Origin of the sequence: Bacillus sp. ES1-5 (genome assembly GCF_022487605.1) — a bacterium.
Taxonomy (GTDB): domain Bacteria; phylum Bacillota; class Bacilli; order Bacillales; family Bacillaceae_G; genus Bacillus_A; species Bacillus_A wiedmannii.
The window spans coordinates 177,291-202,860 of record NZ_JAKVPU010000009.1; the positions used below are offsets into that span (position 1 = coordinate 177,291).

Here is a 25,570-nt window from a genome sequence, read left to right on the forward strand (position 1 = left end):
AAAAACAGTAGAAGAAATGTAATTCTCTACTGTTTTTTTGTTATGAAGAAACAAGAAAATACCTTCTTTCTGGTCTCCCTACACTCCCATATATAAGCTCCGCATGAACTTTCTTTCCAGATATTAAATACTCTAAATAACGCCTCGCTGTTGATCGGCTTACTCCTACCATTGTACTTAACGCTTCTGCTGTAATTCCTTCTTCATTCACTGTTAACATATGCTTTTTTATTTTTGCTAAAGTTAAGGGGTCTATCCCTTTTGGAGCATATTCTATTTCATTTCCCTTTACGCCTCTTTGAGACCATAAATGTTCTATTTGTTCTGTAGATAATTGATTAGTTTTCTTTAACTGCACAATCTTTTTTTGGTAACTTTCCAAACTCGCCCTAAATCGATCAAACATAAGTGGCTTTACGATATAATCTGTTACTCCGCCTCGTAGAGCGTGCCTTACCACATCTGTTTCCGATGCAGCTGTAATCATAATAATATCTGTATCATGCAAATTATGCCTAATATATGTGACAAGTTCTGTTCCTTGCATATCAGGTAAGTACACGTCTAATAAAACGAGTTGTGGCTTCACAAACTCTAGCCATTCTTTCGCTTGTTCTCCAGTCGTTGCTGTTCCAATTACTTTAAATCCCTCAATCTTTTCAGTAAAACGACGATGAATGTCCGCAATTCGAATATCATCTTCTACAATCAATACTTCAATCTCCTCACCCATTACAATTCGCCTCTCTCTTTTGGTAATGCAATAATAAATAATGCTCCACCTAAATCCCCTTTTTCGATTGCAATACTTCCATTTAAATCTTCTACTAACTCTTTCACTTTTGCTAATCCATATCCTCGCTTCCCGCCTTCTTTCGTCGAAAAGCCTTTATAGAATATGCTAGTAATGACTTCATCATGAATCCCTTGTCCTGAATCTTCCACTTCAATTACTATTTCTTCACCGATATCAGTTACAAACATTCTTACTTTCTTATCATTCTCTTCATTTCTTTCAATCGCTTCAAATGCATTCGTAATTAAATTTCCTAAAATAGAAACGACATAATTACTCTCAATGTGCGGGCTTAATTTGTCTAAGCTACTTTCTCGATCTAGCATAAAATCAATCTTCAACTCTCGTGCTCTATTATAGAATCCAATTAAAATTCCACCTAACCATGGATTTTGAATTCGCTTCATAATAAATTGAACAAAATCTTGATATACCGCTGTTTCCTTATGAATAAGCTCTAAAGCATCTTCATATGATTCTAACTGGATAAGACCTGAAAGCGTATACAACAAATTGTTATATTCATGCGTTTGCGCTCGTAATGCCTCTGTATATTGCTTCGTCTGAGATAATTCTGCTGTTAACTGATCCATTTCAGATTTCAAACGTAAGCTCGATACAACGCCCGTTACTTTACTCTTTACTTTAATAGGTAGACGATTCGCAATCACAGCTTGCCCTTTTATATTTAATTGACGATCAAACTGTTCTTCACCAGTTTGAAGTACATCTAGTATCGTTGAATTAGGAATTACATTTAAAATAAATTCTCCAATAATATTTCGTTGTTTATCTAGCGAAAGAATATCATAAGCTGCTTGATTAACTAAACTAATCATTCCATTTTGATCAATGACAATAATCCCTTCGCGTACAGATTGAATCACTGTACTATGCTCTTCATATAAAGATGAAATTTCTTCTGGCTCCATCCCAAACATCATTCTTTTTATACTTCTCGCTAAATATATAGAACCGATTATCCCCATTAAAAGACCTGCTATTGTAATCCAAAACACACGCTTTCCATACACTTCTACGGCTCCATGAATATCATCCATTGAAAATCCAACAGACACTACGCCAATAATTTCGTTTTCCTGATTACGGATTGGAACTTTTCCGCGTAATGAAGGGCCCAATGATCCGGTCGCTTTCGAAACATAAGATTTTCCTTCTAATAACACTCCTTCGTTATCTCCACCAACCATCGCTTCTCCTATTTTCTCTTTCTGAGGATGTGCATAACGAATTCCTTCTTTATTTCCAACTACAATAAAATCAGCATCTGTATCATTTCGAATTTTTTCTGCAATTGGCTGAATAATAGAAGCAGGATTTTCTTTTTGAAAAGCTTCCTGGATTTCTGGTATAGCAGCAACTGTTTTCGCAACATGCAAAGCCCGTTTCCCAATCTGCTCTTCTACCGTTTCAGACAATATGTAATAAAATAAATAACTCGTTAACAGAAGTACAACTAAAATAAGTGTACTAATTGTTAATGTAATTCTCGGTTGTAGTTTTAATTTTTTAAATTTCAAAACCATTCCCCTAACATGATTAAAGATAGAATTTAACGAAAATACAGTCTTTTATAATTACACCTAATCATAACACGGTTACTCTATATTTCTTTATTTTTCTCTTCATAAAAAAAAGAAACGAAGTACAATTACTACCTCGTTTCTTAACATTTTTTGTTACACTTTAAATTTCCCAATCATCACTTGTAATTCTTCTGCCATTTGCGATAAATGAACTGCTGCTGCATTGATTTCATCTACTGAAGCTAATTGTTCTTCAGAAGAGCCAGCAATATTTTGAACGCTTGCTGCATTTTCTTCAATCGTAGCTGCAATTTCATTAATGGATGCACTAACTTGTTTTGCATCTACTGTCATTTGTTTCGCTACTTCTACCATACTATCAATTTGTACAACTGTATCATCTGTAGACTTCAATATTTCAGCAAAGCTTTGCTTCGTTTCATTTGCAACTACAAGTCCTGATTGTACTTCTGTCCCAACTTGCTTCATAGAGTTTACTGTTTCTTTTATGTCAAATTGTATCTCTTTTACTAGGTTTCCAATTTCCGTAGAAGACCGTCCTGATTGTTCTGCTAACTTTCGCACTTCATCTGCTACAATTGCAAATCCTCTTCCTTGCTCTCCAGCTCTTGCAGCCTCAATTGCAGCATTTAATGCTAATAAATTTGTCTGCTCTGCAATATGTTGAATCACCTCAAGGATTGCTCCAATTTGTTTCGACTTATCATCTAACAAAACAATCACTTTATCTGATTGTGAAACAGACTCATGGATTAATTGCATTTGATTCACTGTTTGTTCAACTAACTTTCCACCATCTTCAGCCTTTTTCTTCGTATACATAGATGCTGTGGATACTAATGAAGAACTATCTGCAACACGCTGAATTCCTTCTGTAACTTCTTCTAATAATGTTGCCCCTTCTTCAACTTCTTTCGTTTGTATTTCCGCTCCGCTCGACACTTGCTCTATTGCTTGTGTAATCTGTTCGGTTGCTTCACTTGTCTGCTTCATACTAGCTGTTAATTCCTCTGAAGATGCCGCTACATGACTTGCTGAAGTATTTATATTGGAAATAACATTCTGTAATGATGCTGCCATCTCGTTAAAGCTTTCTCCTAGCTGTCCAATTTCATCTTTAGAATGAACTGTAATTGATTCTGTTAAATCACCTTCACTAATCTTTTTCGATGATATAACAAGTTGTTTCAACGGTTTAATAATAGAAGCAATTATGAAGTAAATTAAAACACCGCCGATTATTAATGAAATACCAATAACAGTTATCGTTTTATAGAAAATAGGTTCAGCAGCTTTAATAATTTCTTTTGAAGGCATAATTCCTGCTATTTTCCATCCAGTTTTCTTATTCGTTTTAAAAGTAACATTACGATCTTCACCATCTAATGAATAATGAAAATCACCAGCTTCCTGTTTATAAAATTCCTTGCTAAGTTTCTCTTCTAATTTCTCTCCTGGCTTCATTTTCGGATGTGCTACTACATTTTTATCTTGATCAAATATTGCTACATAGCCTTCCTTACCGATATTAACCATCTTGGAAGTAGTAACAATATCATTAATAATTAAGTCAATCCCAAGGACGCCACTTTTATCCTCATTTTGTTTCGCTAATGTAATAACAATATTTCCTGTCGTTTGTGACTTATATGGAGCAGTTACAATTACCTCTCCGCTTTTCTTCACTGCCTCTTTATACCAATCTCTTTCTGCAGGATTATATCCGTCTGGCATCTGAATAGCTGGCGATTGAATAAATTGTCCATTACTAGATCCTGTATAGATCGCTTCCATTTCTGGATGTAATTTATTGTATTCTTCTAGCTTATTTTGGATGTTTTGAATTTGGTCTGCTTGGTAACTTGATTGCGTGAATAATTTTGTAAAATAAGTTGCATCTACTTTTTTACTATCCAATTCCTTATTAATTACATTATCCAAAATTTTTATATTATCTTTCGCTGAGTTTACAATCGTTTCATTAAAATTCGTCTTTGCCTGCTGATAAGACGTCAAACCAATTACAATACTTGGAAGAATTAAAATGATGATAAATGATACAAGTAACTTTGTTTTTAAACTACTACTCCTTAATTTCCCTTGAAACATATTTCTACCCCTCCATACCGTTTTACAATTAATTTCTTTATATAAATCATACGATTCAAATGTATCAATGAGACTCTCTATCTCTTTTTCTCATCTTTTTCTACATTTAAAGAATTGATACATACCTTTTTCATTCTATATAAATTAAATAATTAAAACAATGTATAAAAATGTATATTATTCGAAATATTATAATTCACAGAAGGACCTCTAGTATTTCACCTACTAGAGGTCCTTCCCACTTTACTATTCTTTATCTACTTCTTTTTTCTCATCTTCTACTACAGATACAACAGGTTTATCATTTGATAATTGTTGCACCGCTCCTTTTCCTGCAAATCCTTCTAATAACTCTTTTAAGTCAATGCCCGAAGAAGCTTTTAATGTTTCTTGCATCGTCGCCATTAAATCAGTCGCATAACCTGCAACTTTTCCAGCGCCGCTATTTTTACCACCGCCGCCTGTATCAACAACTGTAATTTTATCAATATTGCTAAGTGGGCTTGCAATTTCTTTCGCATAACTTGGAAGCATTTTAAGCACCATATCCATAATTGCCGCTTGGCCATATAACTCAAATGCCTCTGCAATTTTTTGTTTCGCTTCTGCTTCCGCTAAACCTTTTAATCTGATAACATCTGCTTCCGCTGTACCTTGTGCTTTTTGTACTTCTGCTTTTGCTTGACCTTGCGCTTTTTCGATTTCTGCCTTCGCTAAACCTTCTACACGCACTTCTTCTGCACGTGCTCTTGCTTCTGCTTCAATTTTATATTGATCTGCATCTGCTTTTTTCATTTGTTTTACTTTTTCCGCTTCTGCTGATTGTTCAACAGCATAGCGATCTGCATCTGCCTTTTTCTTTACTTCTGCATCATATTGCTTTTCACGACGCGCAATCTCTTTTTCTTCTAATTCAATTTGCTTTTCACGCTCAATGATTTTAACTCGCATTTGCTCTTCTGTAACACCTTGTTGCGCTTTCGCCTGTTGTAATTCGTAAGAAAGATCCGCATCTGCACGAGCTTGTTCTTGGTCCCTCTTATAAGATTGTACTTTTAATTCTTTATGTTTTTCAGCTTCAGCGATTTGTGCATCACGTTGATACTCAGCTTCTTTCGCTTCTTTCTCAGCACGCGCTTTTTCAATACGTGCCTCTTTTTCACGCTCTGCATTCGCAACTGTTGCATCACGTTTAACCATTGCAATTTGTGGCTGACCAAGTGCATCTAAGTACCCGTTCTTATCCATGATTTCTTTAATTGTAAAGGAAACGATGCGAAGTCCCATCTTCTTTAAATCTGTAGAAGCTACTTCATGTACCTTTTGAGCAAATTGCTCTCTATTACTATAGGCATCTTCTACTGTCATAGAAGATAAAATAGCACGTAGATGCCCTTCTAAAACTTCTTTTGCTTCTATTTTCAACTCTTCTGTTTCTTTTCCTAAATATTGTTCAGCTGCTGTAGAAACTTCTTCAATGGTAGATCCTACTTTAATAATAGAAACACCGTTTACTGTAATCGGTACACCTTGTTTCGTATACGTATCACGTGTTCCCACTTCTAATTTGTAGTTTAATAGACTTAAAGGCTCTGCTCTTTGCATAATCGGAACTACGAAAGTACCGCCACCACGAATAATCTTAATCTTCTTTCCATCATCAGTGGTAACTACATTTTTCCCGCCACCAAGCCAGTTTCCAGTAACAATTAATGCTTCATCTGGTCCAACTGTTCGATACTTTGTAATGAATACTAAAATAAGTAGAATTAAAATTGCGAGTAATACTCCACCGATAATTAATGGAATCGTCATGTAAATTCCCCCTTATAATTTTGGTTTCTTTAAAGAATAAGCGATGTTCTGTACAAGTAAAACACCATCTTGGACTCCCTCAATAATAACTTCAGTTCCTTGTGAAATATCTTTCTTTCCAACTGTTTTAGCTAGGATTGCATTGTTTCCAAATTGGGAGGAAATTAATACTTCACCAAACCCTTCTGTAGGAATAGTCGTAATGACCTCTCCCTTACAACCAATGAATTCATCCATACGCTGCACAGTGTTTTGTTCTGCTTCTGCAATCGGCTTTAAAATTAATATTTTCATTATGAAAACACCAATAAAGGATATAGCAAATGCAGCCCCGAAAATAAGAATGCTATTAAAGGAAAATAAATATTCTCCTATATAACTAAGTCCACATAACATGGCGAAAAAACTAAGTAATAAAGTAACAACGGATACCGATCCGCCTCCAAAACTAAATATTGATTCAAATATATCTCCAAAAAAGATATAAATCACAGTGAGTATAGTAGCAATAATAAATCCGTATAAATAAATTGTTTCAAGTGGATAACCAAACAAAGCCATTTCTTATCCCCCTCTCTTAAACAATCCCTTTTTTGTTATGTGTATGCCCCACCTCTTTCAAAGATTATAGTTCTTAATTTTCAGTTATTTACCCTTTAAAGAAAAGCCTGTAAGACAGGCCTCTAAAAAAGAACAGGAGAAACCTATTGTGACAGGCTCCTCCTAGTAAATAACCGATATATTATATATCTATATAATATACTATTTTCCACAAAAAGTAAAGTTAAACATACATTGGAAAAGCACTTATTTTACTGATAATTCGTACGTTCCATCGCCATTATCATATTTATACACATACAAATAATACTTACCTGGTTTTGCATTAAATTTTGCCTCTATATGATTTCCATTAGCTTGACCGTAAGCTGTATAATTTTGCATATCTGATTCATGGTGAAGTACCCATGTCATCCCGATTCCATACTCATTTAAAACAGAAATATCGATATTTTTCGTTGATGCTACATTAAATGTATAAACATCGGTGTGATCTCCGCCGATAAGGCTACCTTTTATAGTAGTGTTTAGCCCAATACGATTTGCTTCCTCTGGACGATTATTTGGTTCTAATTCTGTTAAACTTCCATCTTTAATCGTAACAGTGGTTTCGTTTCTGCTCTCTTTACCTTTATCATCTTTTACTCTTAACGCTACTTTATAAATGCCTTCTCTTTCATATGCATGTATTGGATTAACTTCTGCACTTGTGCTGCCATCTCCAAATTCCCATAAATAAGAAACAATTTTTCCATCTTCATCATTTGAGCCATCACTTTTAAATTGAATTCCTTCTTTTACAAGCCCATTATAAGGTCCATTTATATGAACCGTTGGAGCTTTATTTTCTCCATCATCTTTTGCGATACCGTGGAAGACTACATCATATTCAAATTCATTTAAACTATTCACACGATAATTAACGAAGTATGCTGTAACAGTTTTGTAGCCACTCCATTCTTTTTGCGCCAGTTGTTCTAGTGCTTCATTTACTCGTTTACTCATTTCGTTCCAGTCCTCTGATTCACCTTTTGTTACACTACCTGTAAATGTGCCTTCTAATGTAAATGTATTAAAGAATTGGGAGTTATGCTTTGTCATTTTTGCCTCTTTCATTGGCAACGTACCACTAATTTCTTTCTCTACTGCTGTTAACGATTTTGGTGCATGTTCAGCTAAATAATCATCTGCTACTTCCGGTACATTATATTTATCCTGATTATCAATTAGCTGTTGCATATACTCTTGATACTCTTTATTTAGTTTAGAATCTTTACTTAAATTCTCACGATAGGCATCATAATTTTTCACGTCATTTGCACGAATTAAATCTTGAATTTTATCAAATGTTTCAAATTGATGTGTATATAAATAAGATTGCAATGCAAACGAGTAATTATAGAAATCCCAAGAACCATATTTAGCAAATAATGTTCGCTCTGCTGTATAACGGCTTGCTGGATCAGATGATAATCCACTAATGATGCTCTTTCTAGGTACTACATTATTTGTACGAGTAGATCCTGCGAAAAATTCTGCATTTCCTTCTTGGAACCAAGTTAATCTCTCATTTTGATACATATCTCCTCTTCCAAATAAACCCGGCACTTCAAATCTACCTTGAAGATAATGAGTAAACTCATGACGGAATAACTCTTCTAAGCTATAAATACTTTGCTCTGGTGTACGCTCATATGTAAAGAATGTACCTGTTTCTTCTATATAAATGCCACCGTTGTTTGTTTCATATCCATACAGTTGTCTGTTTAACTGATATTCGTCTGGAGTATTATAGATTACTATCGTTAATACGTCGTCTGCATTACCTGGCTCTAATGCTTTGTCATTCCCAATTACACGATGATACTGTGCTTTTACTTCCTTTGCAGCCCAGTATAGTCTCTTAATTTTTTCTTCTGATACTTTATCTCCTGTTTTAAATACGATAGATCCATCGTCGAATGTATACGTTTTTGGTAAGTACTGTTCTTTTCCTTCTTTACGTATCGTCTCTAAATCTACCGTATTACCGCTATAATCTTTTCCGTTATAATTTGTCGTAATTTGTTCTACTGCAACAAAATACGGCTCACTTAAACGCGGATACATATGCATCGCTTGTGTAACAACCTCTAAACCTTTATTTGGATTACTATGAAACTTCCCTAAACGACTAGCAAAATAAATTCCATTATTAACGAGCCACTTATTTTCTGGTGTTACTTCATTTAAAAGAGCAATACGATTTATTTCATTAATAAATCCATCTATTTTCCCGTACCACATTGTATCTTTTGCTTCTTTACGAGTTTCAAATAAATAAGATTGCATATCATAATCAATACCTTGCATCATATCGTATACAGCTTGTCCTTTCATACGATCGTCTACATACGTATGAAGATTATCATTGTATTGTTTTAAAATATTCGATGCGTATTGAACCGTTTCCACATCACTTGAAGCATTACTAATTAATTTACCGTATGCAGATACGACTGCATCTTGCTCATCTGTACCGAGCTTAAAGTTTGGATTTGCTGCGATTGCCTTTAGAGCAGGTAAACATTTATCCTGGAAGCTTCTCTCATTTAAACCGCTTAATTCACTATTGTAAAATGCAAGATAAAAAGCTGAACGTAGCACTTCCGTAAACGTTTGAATTCCTTTTGAATCATCTTTCGTAAATGTACTACCTCGATGAGCTAATTCATCTATAACTGCTTGCATTTTCCCTTTGTCTTTATAAAAAGCCTTTGCATCTTCATTGAACTGGAATAAGTCTGTAATTTGGTTCCACTTAATACTTCCTAACGTTTCAACTAATTCTTGATCATTCATTTTGTTTAAATCAGCCATTGAATAGCTTTCTTTAATTTGCTTTACTTCTGAGCTCTTCATAATAGATGCTGGTCGCTGTGAAAAGTCTCCTACTTTTAAACGTTCTTGAAACGATAATGTTTCCTCGGCTTTAGAAACGTGTCCAATCTCATCTACTGGTTTTTCAATTCCAACCGGTTTCGTTTTCAGCACATTATATGGTACTTTTTCTTCTGCTGATACAGAAGCTTGAAGCGCCCCTAACGATAGAGCCATTGTACTAATACTAAGCATAACTTTATTGATCTTTGATTTCTTGTTCATATCATTGCCCCCTATTTATATATTCCCTTGAAGAATTTAACATAAAATCTAGATACAACAATATAAAATGCAATATTTCATATTATTTCTTCCTATATTTTGTACATATCGTGAACGACCTCTACGTTTAAGAGAGATACTTTTCCCCATTCATTTCATTTATTTTCCGAAAACAAATAAAACCTACTTGTTTTATAGGAATTGTATGTTATTATAAAGGAAATAAATTGAAACTTTTTACATATTTTAACTAACTTTTAATCTTTCTTTCTTCATATCCAAATGAAAGGAGTTTGTCCATGTGGAAATAGACATTGATTTTATGGAGGAACAAATCCCGCTATTCCTAGATAGTGCACTATTAACTTTAAAAATCGCATGTATCGCCATTATCATTTCATTACTTATTGCGAGTATAAATGGTTTAATTTTGTTCTTCCGAGTTCGCATTCTACATACATTCGTTCGCGCTTATGTGGAAGTAGCCCGAAATACACCTTTACTCATTCAATTATTTTTCTTATATTTCGGTTTACCATCATTAGGTATTACATTATCTAATTTTTCAATCGTATTACTTGCAATGTGTTTTTTAGGTGGTGGATATATGACAGAGGTCATTCGATCTGGTCTCGATTCAATATCAAAAAGCCAAGTGGAATCTGGATATGCCATTGGATTAAATAAATGGCAACTATTTAGATTTGTAGTTTTACCGCAAGCTGCCACTATTTCTGCACCAGCCTTATTTGCAAATTTTATCTTTTTATTAAAAGAAACATCTATCGTTTCTGCCATCGCCGTTCCTGAATTGTTGTATACAACAACAAGTTTGATTTCAATTTATTACAAAACATCTGAGATGCTCATTATGTTAACAGCTTCCTATATCTTTCTTTTTGTACCACTATCATTTCTACTATCTTGGTTAGAAAGGAGAAATCGTTATGGGCAATTCGGGCATTAATCTACTAATAGAATCACTCCCGCAATTGCTAAAGGGACTAGAACAAACATTATTAATTGCATTATTTACAATCATCATTAGTACAATTTTGGGAATTCTATTTGGAATTATTCGTACATCAAATATTACTATTTTGAGATTCATTTCAAGAACTTATATTGAATTATTTCGTTCTATCCCAATTCTTGTTTGGTTGTTTCTTTTCTTTTTTGGTCTTCCAATCGCTCTAGGGATAGATGTTTCTAGTACAGTAGCCGCTATTACAGCTCTATCACTATGGGGAATCACAGAAATTGGAGAAATTGTAAGAGGAGCACTCCAGTCCTTACCAAAGGGCCAAGTAGAAGCTGGAAAATCTATCGGAATGAATAAGAAGCAATTATATCAATATGTACTCATTCCTCAGGCAATCCGGCGAATGATTCCAGCTACAATAAACATCTTTATTCGTATTATTCAAACGACATCTTTGACCGTTTTAATTGGCGTAACTGAAGTCATAAAAGCTGGGCAACAAATTGTGGAACGAACAGGAGAAGCATTTCTCATATACGGTTGCTTATTTATTTTTTACTTCTTACTTTGCTATCCATTATCTATTTGTTCAAGAAAACTAGAAACAAGATGGATATAGACAATTCAATAGTTTGAGAGGAGAAGAAATATGACTGCTCCATTGTTACAATTACAAAACATCTATAAGTCATACGGTGAGAACCCCGTTTTAAGAGACGTGAGCTTACAAGTATCTTCCGGAGAAGTCATCGTTATTTTAGGACCAAGTGGCTGCGGAAAAAGTACATTATTGAGGTGCTTAAATGGTCTTGAGGACATACAAAGTGGGCAAATGCTTTTTCATAACAGTCCCCTTCCGAAAAACGATGTTAACTGGCAAAAACTTCGTCAAAAAATCGGAATGGTCTTTCAAAGCTATCATTTATTTCCACATATGACTGTTTTAGAAAACATTTTACTCGGTCCTCTAAAAGTACAAAAGCGAAATAAAAATGAAGTATTGAAGCAAGCGGAACAATTATTACTAAAAGTAGGTTTACTAGAGAAAAAAGATGCCTATCCAAGAGAGTTATCTGGTGGGCAACAACAGCGTATTGCAATTGTTCGCACTCTCTGTATGAATCCTGAAGTCATTTTATTTGATGAAGTAACAGCTGCATTAGATCCTGAAATGGTAAAAGAAGTATTAGAAGTCATTATGAATTTAGCTAAACAAGGTATGACAATGTTAATCGTCACTCATGAAATGGGATTTGCAAAAGCTGTAGCTGATCGAGTTATTTTTATGGATGAAGGAGAAATTTGTGAAATTGGAGATCCAACTACTTTTTTCACCTCTCCACAAACAGAACGCGCACAACATTTCTTAAATCAATTTTTCTATATTGAAACGGTGAAAGGAAGAGATATTATATGAAAAAGTTACTAACATTTATTATTATCGGACTGCTTTCTATTTTAGTTGTTGCATGCGGTTCAAATGAAAAAAAAACAGAAAAAACCTCGGCAAAACCAAGTGGGAAAATTGAACAAATAAAAGAGCGCGGTGAACTAGTCGTTGCTGTTTTTACAGATAAACCACCGTTCGGTTACGTTGACAAAGATGGTAAAAATATTGGATTTGAAATTGATATGGCAAAACGGTTTGCGAAAGACTTATTAGGTGATGAATCAAAAGTGAAATTTGTTCCCGTTGAAGCAGCAAGCCGTATTCCGTATTTACAATCTGATAAAGTAGATTTCGTATTAGCAAATATGACTGCAACAGATGAGCGAAAAAAGGTAGTTGATTTCACAAATCCACATTTAAAAGTAGCTGTGCAAGTGCTCGTTAAAGATGGTAGTCCAATTCAATCAGTAAAAGATTTAGAAGGTAAAAAAGTAATTGTAACAAAGGGTACAACTGCCGATATTTATTTAACAAAGAATATGAAAAACGTAGAATTGATTAAATTCGATAAGAATACAGAAGCTTTACAAGCACTAAAAGATGGCCGTGCTGATGCATATGCTCAAGATAACCTTGTCCTTCTATCTTGGGCAAACAAAAATCCTGGATTCCACTTATTAAAAGAAAAATTAGGTGGAGATGAATTAATTGCTATAGCAGTAAAAAAAGGCAACAAAGAAGTTCATGATTGGGTAAATAAAGAGCTTGAAAAACTAGGAAAAGAAAACTACCTACATACACTATATGACAAACATCTAAAAGAAGAGTTCGGTCCTCAAATTAGTCCTGCATCCGTTATTACTGAAGGTGGAAAAGTAAATTAATAAACCCCATTCGTATGAAATATATATTTCATACGAATGGGGTTTATACTCTATTAAATAGTACTGTAAACATGCTTTCTCTTCAATCTTTAAAGTAGAACTAATATACATACCCTCTCCTCCTTCTCTAATATATTTACACTTTTTCTATTCATATCCCTTCTAATATAAAAAAGACGTTATCATAAGCACATTTCAAAATAAAATTGCTATGATAACGTCTTTTGAATAATCGTATAATAAGATAAAACGTTATTTATTTTTTAAATATATTTCTTCTAAACACAAACATACTAAGTGCAGATAAAACTAATGCCAGGCCACCAAATAAAGATACATTATTTTCTTGTCCACCTGTTGCTGCTAAAGATTTTTCACTTTCTTCTTTCTTCCTGCTAACTTGTTTATCTGACACATTTTCTTTCGCTGCCTGCTTCACTATTTCCTGTGCTTGCACCGCTTCATTCTTCTGAACAGTAGCTGTTCCTAATTCATTTGAGCCCTCTGTTTGTTTCTTAACGTTTGCTTCTGGTTTGTTTATGTTTTCATCCTCTGTTACAAGTTCACTTGCCTCTTCTTTTGGCTTCTCTACTTCTGCCTCTGGTTTACTTTCTTCTTTCGGCTTCTCTACTTCTGCCTCTGGTTTACTTTCTTCTTTCGGCTTCTCTACTTCTGCCTCTGGTTTACTTTCTTCTTTCGGCTTCTCTACTTCTGCCTCTGGTTTATTTTCTTCTTCTTTTTCTGGCGACTCAATGTTTTCTACAATATTTTGAGTTACTTCACCGCTGAACCATATGCCAAGCCCATAATAACTCGTTCCATCGAAAGCAAACTCATATTTTTTCTCTCCTGGAGTACTCCACACAATTGTACCCTCTTCGTCATTGATTGTTCCGCCTTCACTTTTCAGTGTAATATCCTCAAGAGGATTATCTTCCACATCATGAACAGGAATTTTCACCACTTGATTCACTTGAGCATCTTCTAACATAATTTTTTGTCTTCTAAGATCAATTGTACTCCACTGAGATAATTGAATAATTGGTTTTACATCACGAATTTCATTCCCAGGCAACTTTAATTTAATAAGATCTAGCATCGAGCTAAAAATTGTTATATCTTTAATTTTATTATCTGACAAATCTAAAAATCTTAATTCTTTAGCTTTAGTTAATGGCATTACATCTACTATTTTATTTCCTTTAATCTCCAGTTCGAATAACTTAGGGATGTTACTAATTTCATCTAAATTACTAATATCATTATTGTTTACTATTAATGAATCTAAGTTCTTCAGTTGCTGAATTCCTTGAAGAGATTCATTATTAATTTTATTAGCTGAAGCATTTAACTTTTTCAGCGAATTTAATGTAAATAATGGTTTTATATTTTGGATATTGTTGTTGCTTATATTTAATGTCTCAACCTTTCCTAACTTAGCTAATGGCTCTAAATTTTCTATTTTATTATTTGCTAAATTAACGGACTTCAAGTTTTTCAAATTCGAGATAAAATCTATGTTTTTTAACCCGAATTTTTCTAACGTTATATTCTCTAAATTTTCCATATGCTCTAATCCAGATAAATCTTTTATTCCACTCTTCTCTCCTTCAGTAATCTTTAATGTTTTAACCTTTAATAAATCTCCTTTCGTGATAGGTTTACTCAAATCCGTTCTACCTAAACTATGTTTATTAATATTCTCTCGTAGTTTTTTATCTGGAATAACACTTAAATCTGTTTGCCCTGCAACTATTTTTTGAATAACTGTTCCATTAAAACGTACTTTATTCTCCGAAGGACCTGTTTCTAAATTGAACTCATATGCTTTCTCTCCAGGACTGTTCCATTTTACAAAACCATTATTATATGTTCCACCCTCACTTACCCATTTAATATTTTGAAGAGGTTTGCCATTTAAATCGTATATAGGCATTTTGATATCTTCATTTGCTATTCCTTCACTTAAAAAGATTTTTTGTCTATGAACTTTCACTACAAAACGCTTTCCAAAATCTTGAATAGGTCTTACATCAGAAATTTCATTGGTATTTAAATTAAGTTCGTATAAATTAGTTAGTTCACTAAGTGGTGATACATCAGAAATATAATTTTCCTCTAAATCAAGTGATTGTAAGTTTTTCATTTTAGCTAGCGGTGTAATATCTCTAATTTCTGCGTCTCTCACTTCCAGTTTAATAAGACTCTCCATTTTACTAATAGATTCAAGATTATTAATATTATTATTTCCAATCCATAATTCCTTTACCTTATTTAACTGTTCAATTCCTGTTACATCACTAACATTATTATTAGATACATACAACTTACCTAGAGATGGCATTGTAAATAGTGGCTTAATGTTTTCAATTTTATTACCGACTAAATCTAATACTCTAATTTTTTTCAAGTTACTTAATGGCTCCAAATCAATAATTTTATTATCTCTTAAAGAAAGATCTTGAATTTTATTCAGCCCAGTAATTGGCTCAATATTTTCAATTTGATTAGAGGAAAGATCTAAAAACTTCAAATTATTTAAATTAGCAATTGGCGATAAATCACTCACTTCAGACTCATTCAATCTGATAGTTTCCAAATTTACCATATACTCTAAACCGGCTAAATTATTAATCCCTTTCCCACCATATACCACTAGTTCTTTAATTTGTAATACATCGTCTTTCGCTATTGGTGCATCTATATCTTTTCGACCTAAAGCATTTTTATTAATGTATTGTTGTAACTTTTTATCCACTACTATATTTTTTGCTTCTTCTTTATTTTCCTTTTGTTCTTCTTTATTTTCCTTTTGCTTTTCTGGAACATTATTTTCTAAATTTAAAGCATTTACTTCAAACTGCACTTGATATTTATTATCATAGGCCATTGTCGGAATATAAATATGCATTTGCATATTATATCTTTTTCCTAATTCTCCTACTTCAAACTGAATCACTTTCGTTCCATTTTTCTTTTTATCTTCTGATATTACTTTTACATCATGAAACACACCAGGAGTATGAATATCTTCTGTTTTCAAATATTTGAAGAAATCACTATCACTTAACGTTGCCGTTACAATTTTCTTTCCATTCTCAATCGTTAACTTAGGATCCTTTATATAAACAGCTGCCATAGACTCCTCATTCGTTTTATCTTTATATGCTTTCATAACAGCATCATATGTACCATCTTCTAAAGCATAGCCCTTTTTATTAGCCTCAATTGCCACTGCTGCTAAAGCAGGTGTTGAATACACAGCAAACGGAAGTGATAACGCCGCCGCTATAACCATTGCATTTATATGTTTTCTTTTATTTTTTTCAACTTGACATCTCCTCCGAAATATATAGTTCGAAATGTAATCATTTCTCGAATAAATGATAATGATTTTCATTATCATTGTCAACTAAAAAAATAAAAAGTTAACAAAAAAATAACCCCTTTTAAGGGGGTTATGCCATTTTTTCTCCGGATTCTTCTTTAAAAAAGCTCTTCATCGCATGGAATACGTCTGCTTTTTGCTTTAAAATATAATATCTAAAATTCTCATCTTTAATATTTTTATAGGCTGACATGAGGGTACTATGGCGGTTGTACTGGTTCACTTCCCCATATCCAAACATATTACACTTCTTCATTAACTCCTCGACAAGCTTTACACATCTAGCATTATCTGATGTTAAATTATCACCGTCTGAAAAATGGAATGGATAAATATTATAGCGGTCTGGTGAGTATTTATTATCAATTAGCTCGAGTGCTTTTTTGTATACAGAAGAACAGATCGTTCCGCCACTTTCTCCTTTTGAAAAGAACTCTTCCTCTGTAACGACTTTCGCCTCCGTATGATGGGCAATAAACTCAATATCTACCGTTTCATACTTCGTTCGTAGAAATCTTGTCATCCAGAAAAAGAAGCTACGTGCCATATATTTCTCCCATATTCCCATCGATCCACTCGTATCCATCATCGCTAATACAACAGCTTTTGAATCTGGCTTTAATACTTCATTCCAAGTGCGGAACTTTAAATCTTCTTGGTGAATCGGATGAAAAGATGCTTTACCACGCATCGCATTTCGTTTATATGCGGATATCATCGTTCGTTTCTTATCGATATTTCCCCATAATCCTGTTTTTCTAATATCATTAAATTCAACATGTTCAATCCGGTTTTCATCCATTTCTTTTCTCTTTAAATTAGGCAGCTCTAACTCTTTGAAAAACGCTTGCTCTAATTCTAGAATAGAGACTTCAGCTTCATAATAATCTTCTCCAGCCGCATCCCCTGCTCCTTGCCCTTTTCCTGGTCCTTTTTGCTTTTGACCACCTGATCCATCTCTCGCAACGACATCACCAACTTTGCTGTCACCATTTCCTTGCCCAACGTGTTTGTTTTTATCATAATTGTACCTAATCTTATATTCATCTAAAGAACGAATCGGTATTTTTACAACATCCTTACCATTAGACATAACTATGCTTTCTTCTGTTACAAGATCGGGTAAATTATTCTTAATTGCCTCTTGTACTTTTTCTTGATGGCGTTGTTGGTCGTCATATCCTTTGCGATGGAGGGACCAGTTTTCCTGTGAAATCGTATAATTTGGTTGGTTTTCTTCACCCATTTCTTTCCCTCCTTACTGTAATTGTCTTCCCCTATGAACAGTAAGCTAGAAATTTTGTTTTATACTGTGCAAGCTAGAATGAAAGATAACTGCCCATCGAAATTCATCCCATAAACATATATAACGTTTTTCATATAATACTCCGAGCATCCTAAACAAAATTTTGCCACTCACATACTAGAAAGAAATATTCAGCCGTTGATAAGAAAGAAACACAATGCATAGTTGCACACATTTACACTTTGCAACATATTGTATTGTGTTGGCTTTTTTCGTATGAATGGTTGGTTACTCTATCATATGCATATTGTAAAAATAATTGACAATAAATTCATGAAATTGCATCTTAATTTATTACATTTGGACAAGGTATGACACTTTACACATATAAATGGATAATAAAACGCTGTCCCGCAAAATACAAGAGACAGCGTTTTGTTATCAAACTATCGGTTTAGCAGACTACCTACATAGCGTAATAATTCATTCGCAGATGAAGAATTATAGCCGTGCTCATCAATTAAGCGTGCAACAACATCATTGATTTTCTTAAGCTGATTTTCGTCTGGCGTTTTCGTTGATGTTGTAATTTTCACTATATCTTTTAAATCAGCGAATAGTTTTTTCTGAATTGCTTCACGAAGACGCTCATGTGAATTATAATCAAAGCGTTTTCCTTTACGCGCATAAGCAGAAATGCGAATTAAAATTTCTTCACGGAATGCTTTCTTAGCATTTTCTGAAATTCCAATTTGCTCCTCAATTGAGCGCATTAGCTTTTCATCTGGACTCATTTCTTCACCTGTTAATGGATCACGTAATTTCGATTTATTGCAATATGCTTCAACGTTATCTAAGTAATTATCCATAAGTGTCTTCGCTGACTCTTCATATGAATACACAAATGCTTTTTGTACTTCTTTCTTCGCAATTTCATCATATTCTTTTCTCGCTAATGAGATGAAATTCATATAACGCTCTCGATCTTCATTACTAATTGACGGATGCTGATCCAACCCGTCTTTGAGCGATCTAAGTACATCTAATGCGTTAATAGATGGTACCTCTTTTCGAATAATTGTAGAGGAAATTCGATTAATAACATAACGAGGATCAATACCTCTCATACCTTCATCTTGATATTCACGTTGCAGCTCCTCTACATCAATCGCATTATAACCTTCTACCGTTTCTCCATCATATAAACGCATCTTTTTGATTAAATCAATATCTGGACGCTTCGGATCTTTTAAACGAGTTAAAATCGTAAACATTGCTGCAACGCGAAGTGTGTGTGGTGCAATATGAACATTGGATACATCACTTTCACGAATCATTTTTTCATAAATATGTTCTTCTTCACTCACTCGTAAATTGTATGGAACTGGCATTACAATAATTCTCGAGTGCAATGCTTCATTTTTCTTGTTTGCTATGAAGGAACGATACTCCGTTTCATTCGTATGCGCTACAATTAATTCATCTGCTGAAATAAGCGCAAATCTTCCCGCTTTGAAATTCCCTTCTTGCGTAAGCGATAATAAATGCCATAAAAACTTCTCGTCGCATTTTAGCATCTCTTGGAATTCCATCATCCCACGGTTTGCCTTATTCAATTCTCCATCGAAGCGATACGCTCGTGGATCTGATTCTGAACCATATTCTGCGATTGTTGAAAAGTCCAGACTACCTGTTAAATCGGCGATATCTTGTGATTTAGGATCAGACGGGCTAAATGTACCAATCCCTGTACGGCGATCTTCCGAGAAGAAAATACGCTCTACAACTACATCCTCAATTCTTGAACCATATTCTTGCTCTAGACGCATTACGTTTAGTGGCGATAAATTCCCTTCAATTCTAACTCCATACTCACCAAAGAAATCATCCCGTAAATGATGCGGAATTAAATGAAGTGGATCTTCATGCATTGGGCAACCTTTAATTGCAAAAATTGCTCCTCGATCTGTTCGTGAATATGTTTCTAATCCTCTTTTCAACATCGTGACTAATGTTGATTTCCCTCCACTAACAGGACCCATTAATAATAAAATACGTTTTCTAACATCTAATCGTTTTGCAGATGGATGAAAATATTCCTCCACAAGACGTTCTAAAGCATCCTCTAATCCAAATAGCTGATTACTAAAGAAGTTATACTTTCTTCTACCATCTACTTCTTCGATTCCAGCATCTTTTATCATATTGTAAATGCGAGAGTGTGCTGTTTGAGCCACCCATGGTCTTTCCTTTACAAGCTCTAAATACTCCGCAAACGTACCTTCCCATTGTAACCGTTCTTCTGCTGCTCGATGCTGTTCAATCTTTTTTAGAATATCCATTATAGCTCCTCCCCCATCTCCTTGTTCAATCGGATTATTATAAAAGGTATGCTAGGATGTCCTTAAACATTCTTTAAATCAAAATGAAATATACAGTAGTGCTATAAAATTCTCTCCAAAATTCAAAGAAAATTCTGTATAATATAGGTATTAAAGTTTTTACACCTCTATTCATTTTAAATAAATTCTTTTCTTCCAAGAACCTTACATACATTTTGATTCATATTTAAGACTCATAAACTGAAAAAATAGGAGGATATTAGTATGAAATTATTATTAATTTTAGGTGTATCACTCACATTTCTTACAGCTATTTTTACATCTGGTTACAATGATAAACCCGGTACACATAAAAAGTGATGTGCTTCTTAGCACATCACTTTTTTTATCAATCATTTATAATACACATTTTCCACATCATATTTTGATAAAGGTCGGCTATAATAGTAACCTTGCACAAATTTCACATTCTTTTCCTTCAAAAATTGTATTTGTTCCGCTTTTTCTACTCCTTCTGCAATTACATTCAATTCCAAAGTATGAGCTAAATGAATAATTGCAGCTGTAATATTCGTATCACGTTCATCCACATGTATACCTTCCATAAAAGAACGATCGATTTTCAACGTATCAATTGGATACGTTTTTAAATAACTTAAAGATGAATATCCCGTCCCAAAATCATCTAAATGAATCTTTAAATTTTGTTCTTTTAATTGTAGCAATACCCTTTTCGATATGTCTTTATGCATAAGGGCTCCTTCTGTAACCTCTATCGCTAATAGGTGAGCTGGTACATTGTACTTATGTAAAGCCCGTGTAATCATCTCTATTAATGTAATCGAGCGAAAGTGCCTGGCTGAAATATTAACTGCAATCGGGACAACTTCATATCCTTTATTTAACCATTCACGTATTTGCCGACACACTTCATTTACTACCCATTCATCAAGCTTAATAATAAATCCTGTTCTTTCTGCTAGCGGAATAAATTGATTGGGAGAGACAAATCCCAATTCTTTATTCTCCCACCTTATTAAAGCTTCCATACTCACTATTTTTTTCGTTTCAATATTCATTTGTGGCTGATAATACAAGCAGAATTCATTTTTTTCTATAGCACGATGCAATTGGTTTTCTATTATAAATCTTTGTTCACGCTCACAATCTAATCCACTGCAATAAAAATGATAATGCCCTTTTCCTTTTTCTTTTGCTTTTTCCAAAGCAGCATCAACTCTTTGGAATAATATTTTTTCATCCTCTCCATCTGTTGGAGCCATTACAATTCCGATTGATGCACTTAAATAAACGTCCTCTTCTTCGATTACAAAATGTTCACTAATCTTTTTTAGTATGCCTTTTGCAACTATCTCTACATGTTCTTTCGCTATATTTTCTATTAACATAACAAATTGATCATCGTGTTCTCTAAACAAGTGCATACCGTCTATTTGAAGACTGCTTAAACATTCTGTAACTTTTTGTAATACTTTATCTCCTTCTTTATGACCAAAAGTATCATTAATAAGGTGAAATTCATCTAAATCTATAAAAACCAGCGCAAACTCTGTATTATCATTTAAAAAAACATTTAACTTATTTGTACATGAAATTCTATTCATTAATCCTGTTAATTGGTCATAATAAGCTAAATATTCTGTTCGCATTTCATTCAATATTTGTCTTGTAACATCCCTCGTAACAATATATACCCCAACAATTTCGCCGTTCACAATAATCGGAATAGTTCTCAAAGAAATATAGAGCTCGTACCCTTCCTTGTGAACATATTTTTTTGAAACAATTTGTTTTGCTCTTCCTTGCAGGGCTCCTTTAAATATAATTTGAAAATCTTTTTCATATTCTTTATTAATAAATTCAAAAATAAATTTATTATGTAATTCTTCATATCGGTATCCAAATATTTCATACGTTGCTGGATTTACATATGTAATTCTACCTATAGAATCCATAGATATAATGGAGTCATTATTATATTCTAATAACGACTTAAACAACATTTGTTTTTCCTCTATCTCTGCCTTTTCCTCAATCTGAGCTGTGATATCCCTCGTAATACAAATAATAAACTGACATACTCCTTCTTCGTCGAATACAGGATTAAGTGAAGATTCATAATGTAACTCACCCTTTGGTAAACTAACTACATCACAAAAGGTATGTGCTTTCGCTTCGCTCGCTACTTTTGCATATTGCACTTGCAATATTTCCGCAGTATCTTCTGATAATACTTCAGCAAACGTTTTTCCGTAACATTCTTCGCTTAGCTTCGCATAATCCATACCTATCTTATTTACATAAATATATTTAAAGGTTTCATCATCAATAACTTTCACAATAAATACTAAATCTTGAATAGCATGTAATAGTCCTCTTCTTATTAAATCCATATCTATCATACTTAAAAAGGTATTTTGATTATTATATTGTTCCTTCATATTTATCTCAACCCGTCTAATCTATTTTTATTCATATACCCCATTCTATATGAATATGTACCCTTTTTTAAATGTATGATTACATATTATTTTATTTTTAGAAAAAAAGTCGCCATATGGCGACTTTTAATAAACAATTTCTAAATCTAATCCCGGATAATTTTGTTGACGGAATGCTTCATAAATTAAAATAGCTGCTGTATTAGATAAATTTAATGAGCGCACTTTATCAGTCATTGGAATACGTAAACAATGATCGAAATTTTCTTCGATTACATTAGCTGGTAAGCCGTTTGTTTCTCTTCCAAATACAAAATAGTAATCCTTCTCACGTTTGCTATAATCAAATGCTGTATGAGCTTTCTCGCCATACTTTGTTAAATAGAAGAATTCACCGTCTTTATTTTTCTCATAAAATTCTTCAATTGAATCATAATACGTAACTTTCACGTGCTGCCAATAATCTAATCCTGCACGCTTTAACATTTTATCATCCGTTGAAAATCCAAGCGGTCTAATCAAATGCAATTCTGTTCCAGTTGCTGCACAAGTACGAGCAATATTCCCTGTATTTGCTGGAATTTCTGGTTGATATAAAACAACATGTACTCCCACGCGATATTCACCTCTGTTTTTTGTCTACTACGTATTATACCACTTGAGCGAAAAATCTCTACCCATTAATAATGTGAAAGAATTTATATTTCATTTGTGGTGTATATTTACTAGAATCTTCATAGTTCCAATAACGCCGACGGCTATTCGCTGAATGTGCATTTACAAGTGGCATACCATCTGCGTCTTTGGCTACTACAATCGTCGTATGATTCCACCTACCATCATCCTCGAAATCATAAGCGATGACATCACCAAGAATAAGGTCCTCTGGCCTTTCTACTGCTTCTGCTCGAAGCCCTGTTGTAGCACCTGACAAATACCAATAAAAAGAGTGTGCGACAGCCCAGCTCCAACTCCACTGATTCTCCCTTTGCCACCACCCTTTACGAATATTAGGATATCCATTCATTGGTACTTCTCCAGTATGAAGACATTGAGAAATAAAATTCGTACAATTATCAGGGAAATTACGATATACAGGGTTTCGATCATCCCACCAACGCTCTGCATATTTAACTGCCTCTAAACGGTTATACTGATAAGAACCGTACTTCTCTTTTGTAACTTCCCTTTCTAACGTCTCACTCATTCCAACTGCTTCTGGCACTTCAATAGCATAATCACCTATTACCCGACTATTATTTAAACAAACTCTTCGTTTTAGTTGTTCCTCTTCGATATAAAATAATTCTTTATGCTTAATTAAATATTTAAAATGTATTTGATAATCAATTTCTTGATGATTGCTATTATTTAATTGTCTCATGAAAGAAACGTCCGCAGTTGCTTTCACTATATCTGCATTACGCTTTTGAAACAATTTTTTCTTTCTCTGTGCTATTTGTAATAAATCTTCAGCAATACCATCTACATTTGTTCGTTTTTCTGTTATATATGCTAAAAATTGTTGTACTTGCTTTTCAATATTTATTTTTACAACCATTTCGTCTCCCTCCCATATTACAATATGAAAAAGGGAAATATTATCTACTCTTTTTTCTGCGCTAACAATTCAAGTCCACGATTCATTTCATGAAGAACCTCTTCATCTTTCTCACGTTGCATCGCTTTTTCAATGGCTTCGCCCACACCATCTCCACCAATTTTCCCAAGTGCCCATGCTGCTGTTCCGCGAAGTACTGGTCTTGGATCGTCTTTCATAACACCAATTAAATCAGGAATTGCTGATGCCTCTTTAAAATGCGCAAGTGCCAAAATTGCATTCCTTTGCAACGGCTTTTTACCTCTCCATGAACCAGACATAATTCCATATTTCTCTTTAAAATCACGATTACTAATTGTTAAAAGTGGTGTTAATAACGGCTTAACTAACTCAGGATCTGGTTCCATCTCAGGGTGGTTATGAAAATCCATTCCTTTATTTTTCGGACAAACAGTCTGACATGTATCACATCCATAAATACGATTCCCTATTTTTTCGCGATATTCCTCCGGTAGGAACCCTTTCGTCTGTGTTAAAAATGCAATACATTTCTTCGAGTCTAACTGTCCTCCTTGTATTAAAGCACCTGTAGGACAAATATCAATACATTTCGTACAGCTTCCACATTGATCTTCTATTGGCTGGTCTGGTGGGAATGGAACGTTTGTAATTATTTCTCCTAAATATACATATGAACCAAATTCAGGTGTAATAATAGCGCAATTCTTACCACTCCATCCAATACCGGCACGCTCCGAAACAGCTCGATCACTTAACTCACCCGTATCGACCATTGACTTAACTTCTATATCGGGAAGTTTTTCGATTAAATATGTTTCTAATTTTTGCAAACGATCTCGTAAAACAAGATGATAATCTTGTCCCCAAGAGGCACGACAAAAAATACCGCGGCGTTCTCCGCGCTTACTTAATGGTGCATTTTTTAATTTTGAAGGATACGCTAATGCAATCGCAATAATTGATTTTGCACCAGGTAGTAGAAGCTGTGGGTTCGTTCTCTTTTCTATATCAGACTCTTCAAATCCCGATTGATAATTTAATTGTTGTTGCTGGATTAAGCGCTGCTTTAATTCCTCAAATGGTGAAGCACTAGCAAAGCCTATTTTATCTATACCAATTGTTTTACTATACGCAATTACATCTTGCTTTAATTGTTCAAAATCCATTCCTAATCGCCTCCTCAGATGAAACCATCCCATATGTAACGACTATATTGGTTAGCAATTCACTTTTGGAATACTATTCTTTACTTCTATTTTCGCATACAATTATATTTTTCAAACATTAAAAAACGCAATGCC

General features: G+C 33.9%; 17 protein-coding genes and 1 pseudogene. 4 read left to right on the forward strand and 14 right to left on the reverse strand.

Annotation, left to right across the window (positions count from 1 at the left end; all coding sequences use genetic code 11):
- Positions 1-40: 40 nt before the first annotated feature.
- The 7 genes and pseudogenes from MKO96_RS23815 to colA form a co-directional block, all read right to left on the reverse strand.
- Positions 41-733 carry a response regulator gene (locus MKO96_RS23815; protein WP_240588889.1) on the reverse strand — a complete coding sequence of 231 codons (693 nt, stop codon included), beginning with the start codon at positions 731-733 and terminating at the stop codon, positions 41-43.
- Positions 733-2,343: an ATP-binding protein gene (locus MKO96_RS23820; protein ID WP_483298335.1), complete on the reverse strand. Its 1,611-nt coding sequence runs from the start codon at positions 2,341-2,343 to the stop codon at positions 733-735. The genes MKO96_RS23815 and MKO96_RS23820 overlap by 1 nt, the downstream gene beginning before the upstream one ends.
- A gap of 153 nt (positions 2,344-2,496) precedes the next feature.
- Positions 2,497-3,444, reverse strand: coding sequence for a methyl-accepting chemotaxis protein (locus MKO96_RS29650; RefSeq protein ID WP_483298336.1), 948 nt, complete (start codon positions 3,442-3,444; stop codon positions 2,497-2,499).
- Positions 3,439-4,473, reverse strand: a pseudogene (locus MKO96_RS29655) (HAMP domain-containing protein); the annotation flags it as partial. The gene MKO96_RS29650 and the pseudogene MKO96_RS29655, both read right to left, overlap by 6 nt.
- 246 nt (positions 4,474-4,719) lie before the next feature.
- A complete protein-coding gene (locus MKO96_RS23830; protein ID WP_048562836.1) occupies positions 4,720-6,288 on the reverse strand; it encodes a flotillin lipid rafts scaffold protein FloT in 1,569 nt (522 codons plus the stop codon).
- 12 nt (positions 6,289-6,300) lie between these two features.
- Positions 6,301-6,849, reverse strand: coding sequence for an NfeD family protein (locus tag MKO96_RS23835; RefSeq protein ID WP_001173143.1), 549 nt, complete (start codon positions 6,847-6,849; stop codon positions 6,301-6,303).
- 246 nt (positions 6,850-7,095) lie between these two features.
- Positions 7,096-9,993, reverse strand: a complete 2,898-nt coding sequence (colA, locus tag MKO96_RS23840) for a collagenase ColA (protein WP_240588892.1) — start codon at positions 9,991-9,993, stop codon at positions 7,096-7,098.
- Positions 9,994-10,294: 301 nt separating this feature from the next.
- Between colA and MKO96_RS23845 the strand changes: the two genes are divergently transcribed.
- From MKO96_RS23845 to MKO96_RS23860, 4 genes are read left to right on the forward strand one after another with little or no spacing between them, the layout of a single operon-like run.
- Positions 10,295-10,960, forward strand: a complete 666-nt coding sequence (locus tag MKO96_RS23845) for an amino acid ABC transporter permease (RefSeq protein WP_240588893.1) — start codon at positions 10,295-10,297, stop codon at positions 10,958-10,960.
- Positions 10,941-11,594, forward strand: coding sequence for an amino acid ABC transporter permease (locus MKO96_RS23850; protein WP_240588894.1), 654 nt, complete (start codon positions 10,941-10,943; stop codon positions 11,592-11,594). Before MKO96_RS23845 ends, MKO96_RS23850 begins: the two co-directional genes overlap by 20 nt.
- Before the next feature lie 30 nt (positions 11,595-11,624).
- Positions 11,625-12,392 carry an amino acid ABC transporter ATP-binding protein gene (locus tag MKO96_RS23855; RefSeq protein ID WP_276314257.1) on the forward strand — a complete coding sequence of 256 codons (768 nt, stop codon included), beginning with the start codon at positions 11,625-11,627 and terminating at the stop codon, positions 12,390-12,392.
- Entirely contained in the window at positions 12,389-13,249 is an 861-nt protein-coding gene (locus MKO96_RS23860; RefSeq protein ID WP_240588895.1) for a transporter substrate-binding domain-containing protein, read from the forward strand. Before MKO96_RS23855 ends, MKO96_RS23860 begins: the two co-directional genes overlap by 4 nt.
- A 256-nt stretch (positions 13,250-13,505) precedes the next feature.
- Here MKO96_RS23860 and MKO96_RS23865 read toward each other — a convergent pair whose 3' ends face one another.
- The 7 genes from MKO96_RS23865 to queG form a co-directional block, all read right to left on the reverse strand.
- A complete protein-coding gene (locus MKO96_RS23865) occupies positions 13,506-16,547 on the reverse strand; it encodes a leucine-rich repeat domain-containing protein (RefSeq protein WP_240588906.1) in 3,042 nt (1,013 codons plus the stop codon).
- A gap of 160 nt (positions 16,548-16,707) precedes the next feature.
- Positions 16,708-17,883, reverse strand: coding sequence for a sporulation protein YhbH (gene yhbH, locus MKO96_RS23870; RefSeq protein WP_240588896.1), 1,176 nt, complete (start codon positions 17,881-17,883; stop codon positions 16,708-16,710).
- A gap of 446 nt (positions 17,884-18,329) precedes the next feature.
- Positions 18,330-20,225: a PrkA family serine protein kinase gene (locus MKO96_RS23875; protein WP_000353275.1), complete on the reverse strand. Its 1,896-nt coding sequence runs from the start codon at positions 20,223-20,225 to the stop codon at positions 18,330-18,332.
- A 392-nt stretch (positions 20,226-20,617) separates the two neighbouring features.
- Complete coding sequence (locus MKO96_RS23880) at positions 20,618-22,687, reverse strand: sensor domain-containing protein (RefSeq protein WP_240588897.1); 2,070 nt, start codon at positions 22,685-22,687, stop codon at positions 20,618-20,620.
- A gap of 126 nt (positions 22,688-22,813) precedes the next feature.
- Positions 22,814-23,302, reverse strand: a complete 489-nt coding sequence (gene trmL, locus MKO96_RS23885; RefSeq protein ID WP_000538149.1) for a tRNA (uridine(34)/cytosine(34)/5-carboxymethylaminomethyluridine(34)-2'-O)-methyltransferase TrmL — start codon at positions 23,300-23,302, stop codon at positions 22,814-22,816.
- A 58-nt stretch (positions 23,303-23,360) separates the two neighbouring features.
- Positions 23,361-24,248, reverse strand: a complete 888-nt coding sequence (locus MKO96_RS23890) for an amidase domain-containing protein (protein WP_240588898.1) — start codon at positions 24,246-24,248, stop codon at positions 23,361-23,363.
- A gap of 44 nt (positions 24,249-24,292) precedes the next feature.
- Positions 24,293-25,435, reverse strand: a complete 1,143-nt coding sequence (gene queG, locus MKO96_RS23895; protein ID WP_240588899.1) for a tRNA epoxyqueuosine(34) reductase QueG — start codon at positions 25,433-25,435, stop codon at positions 24,293-24,295.
- Positions 25,436-25,570 lie beyond the last annotated feature (135 nt).

What these genes read in the sequence shown, in the direction of transcription:
- MKO96_RS23865 (WP_240588906.1), bottom strand. Translation starts at nt 16,547, where the DNA reads ATGGTTATAGCGGCGGCGTTATCACTTCCGTTTGCTGTGTATTCAACA.
- MKO96_RS23820 (WP_483298335.1), bottom strand. Translation starts at nt 2,343, where the DNA reads ATGGTTTTGAAATTTAAAAAATTAAAACTACAACCGAGAATTACATTA.
- MKO96_RS23860 (WP_240588895.1), top strand. Translation starts at nt 12,389, where the DNA reads ATGAAAAAGTTACTAACATTTATTATTATCGGACTGCTTTCTATTTTA.
- yhbH (WP_240588896.1), bottom strand. Translation starts at nt 17,883, where the DNA reads ATGGGTGAAGAAAACCAACCAAATTATACGATTTCACAGGAAAACTGG.
- queG (WP_240588899.1), bottom strand. Translation starts at nt 25,435, where the DNA reads ATGGATTTTGAACAATTAAAGCAAGATGTAATTGCGTATAGTAAAACA.
- MKO96_RS23890 (WP_240588898.1), bottom strand. Translation starts at nt 24,248, where the DNA reads ATGGTTGTAAAAATAAATATTGAAAAGCAAGTACAACAATTTTTAGCA.
- MKO96_RS23880 (WP_240588897.1), bottom strand. Translation starts at nt 22,687, where the DNA reads ATGAAGGAACAATATAATAATCAAAATACCTTTTTAAGTATGATAGAT.
- MKO96_RS29650 (WP_483298336.1), bottom strand. Translation starts at nt 3,444, where the DNA reads ATGGCAGCATCATTACAGAATGTTATTTCCAATATAAATACTTCAGCA.
- MKO96_RS23850 (WP_240588894.1), top strand. Translation starts at nt 10,941, where the DNA reads ATGGGCAATTCGGGCATTAATCTACTAATAGAATCACTCCCGCAATTG.
- MKO96_RS23875 (WP_000353275.1), bottom strand. Translation starts at nt 20,225, where the DNA reads ATGGATATTCTAAAAAAGATTGAACAGCATCGAGCAGCAGAAGAACGG.
- MKO96_RS23815 (WP_240588889.1), bottom strand. Translation starts at nt 733, where the DNA reads ATGGGTGAGGAGATTGAAGTATTGATTGTAGAAGATGATATTCGAATT.
- MKO96_RS23830 (WP_048562836.1), bottom strand. Translation starts at nt 6,288, where the DNA reads ATGACGATTCCATTAATTATCGGTGGAGTATTACTCGCAATTTTAATT.
- MKO96_RS23855 (WP_276314257.1), top strand. Translation starts at nt 11,625, where the DNA reads ATGACTGCTCCATTGTTACAATTACAAAACATCTATAAGTCATACGGT.
- colA (WP_240588892.1), bottom strand. Translation starts at nt 9,993, where the DNA reads ATGAACAAGAAATCAAAGATCAATAAAGTTATGCTTAGTATTAGTACA.
- MKO96_RS23835 (WP_001173143.1), bottom strand. Translation starts at nt 6,849, where the DNA reads ATGGCTTTGTTTGGTTATCCACTTGAAACAATTTATTTATACGGATTT.